This is a genomic window from Peptoniphilus sp. SGI.035 (genome assembly GCF_050315115.1).
Classification (GTDB): domain Bacteria; phylum Bacillota; class Clostridia; order Tissierellales; family Peptoniphilaceae; genus Peptoniphilus_A.
On record NZ_JBNPOJ010000046.1, the window covers coordinates 1 to 1,651 of the forward strand.

Annotated in this window: 2 protein-coding genes; both read left to right on the top strand. The window is 38.9% G+C overall.

Annotated elements, in window-relative coordinates; all coding sequences use genetic code 11:
* The first annotated feature begins 351 nt into the window (after positions 1-351).
* On the top strand, positions 352-603 hold the full coding sequence (locus tag ACQRC6_RS09705) for a DUF5320 domain-containing protein (RefSeq protein ID WP_427848741.1): 252 nt from the start codon (positions 352-354) through the stop codon (positions 601-603).
* A gap of 79 nt (positions 604-682) precedes the next feature.
* Positions 683-1,048 carry a DUF134 domain-containing protein gene (locus ACQRC6_RS09710; RefSeq protein ID WP_427848742.1) on the top strand — a complete coding sequence of 122 codons (366 nt, stop codon included), beginning with the start codon at positions 683-685 and terminating at the stop codon, positions 1,046-1,048.
* Positions 1,049-1,651: the final 603 nt, after the last annotated feature.

The window sequence follows — 1,651 nt, forward strand, 5'->3', positions numbered from 1 at the left end:
GCGAGTCTCCCCAATATTTGACATAGAGCCAATAATAATATACAAGATGTCGCAGATAGAAAAAGATATAGTACTTCTCGGCTGACTGGACGGAATTGCGTCATAGCTTCTATTGATGATGTGAAAAAGTATAAAGCTTGCCCCACGGACTACGTTGAACATAGGTCGTTGGCCTATTTTTATTTTTTGCGAATCACTAGAATGCACATATGTTATTAAGAGTCATGATAAGATCTGAAACGAGAGTCTTTTTCTACCAACAATAAACTTATCCAAAAGTTATTGACATATGTCAAATATGATGTATACTAAAGATAAATGACATATGTCATAAACGAGGAGGTGAATTATATGCTAAGAAGAGGTGGAACAGACCCAATGGGAGCTAGAACAAAAACCAAAAGAGGTTTGGGCAACTGCGCAGGAGCAAAGACATCCGAGCATGGTATAAAACGTGGTATGGGACATGGTCGCAGACGCGGCTTTGGTCGTTGTTTTGGTCGAAGTTTGTCAATAGATCAAACCTCTCCTGATACAAAAAAAGACTTGCTCTGTGAACAGAAAAATATCCTGCAAGAGCAACCGAATGTGATAGATCAGTAATTAGAGAAACTATAAAACAGATTTCGTGGATAGTCGGAGGACTCTCCTGTTATTCATGTTAGAAATGAGGTGATGCGTAATGGCAAGACCAATAAAATGGAGAAGAGTCTGTTGCCTGCCTGAGAAAAACACATTTGGTCCCCTTGATTCCCCTCCAAATGCAGAGCGTTGTGTCACGATGACGATTGATGAGTATGAGACCATACGATTGATCGACTTCGATGGCTTTACCCAAGAAGAATGCGCCAAACAAATGAACGTAGCACGAACCACGATTCAAGGAATCTATAGTGAAGCGAGAAAAAAACTGGCGGAATTTCTAGTTGAAGGAAAGGTCCTTTCCATTGAGGGTGGTGAGTACCAACTATGCGAGGGTTTGGGTAAAGGATGTGTTCGCGGCTGTCGTAGACGAAACCGTGACCGCTGTTTTGCTGAGGATGAATGATGATAAACAAGGATTGAAAGAAGAAGGATTATGAAGATTGCTATTCCGGTAAATGCGAAAAATATAAAATCAAGTATGTGATTTCTTTGGACATATGCCCTATTTTTTGATTTACAATACAGAAACAAACTAAGAAACATCGTTTTATAATAATGCGGCTGGGAACAAATGCCGCCAACGTGTTAAAATCCACTAACATTTTGCTCTATAAAGCAATATCAGGTTCTGAGAAAGATAATCTGGATACCTTTGTGGGCAGGATTACCTTTGATACCAATTTCTTAAGAGCCATAAATGGCGGGAAAGCACTGTCGATATAGATTGTATAGTAGGAACTTCAGTTAAAGAGATATATCAAAGAACCATGAAGATGCTTCATGAATAAGGTTATGGCTAAGCAGTTTCTGGAAACCTTTATTTGAAATAAAGAGTATAACTATGGGCAGATTTGAGAAAGGAGTGAAACAGTGAGTGAAAATTACAATCAAAACCGCAATAGTCATTCAGAAGAATGTGCGGAAAGACAAGAACCAAAAGTAGATTTTTCTGAAACGTTGCATGAGAAGAACTGTGTAAAAAAAGTAATTGGGGTTGTCAGCGGTA

Coding starts and splice junctions, on each gene's coding strand:
- ACQRC6_RS09705 (WP_427848741.1), top strand. CDS start 352: ATGCTAAGAAGAGGTGGAACAGACCCAATGGGAGCTAGAACAAAAACC.
- ACQRC6_RS09710 (WP_427848742.1), top strand. CDS start 683: ATGGCAAGACCAATAAAATGGAGAAGAGTCTGTTGCCTGCCTGAGAAA.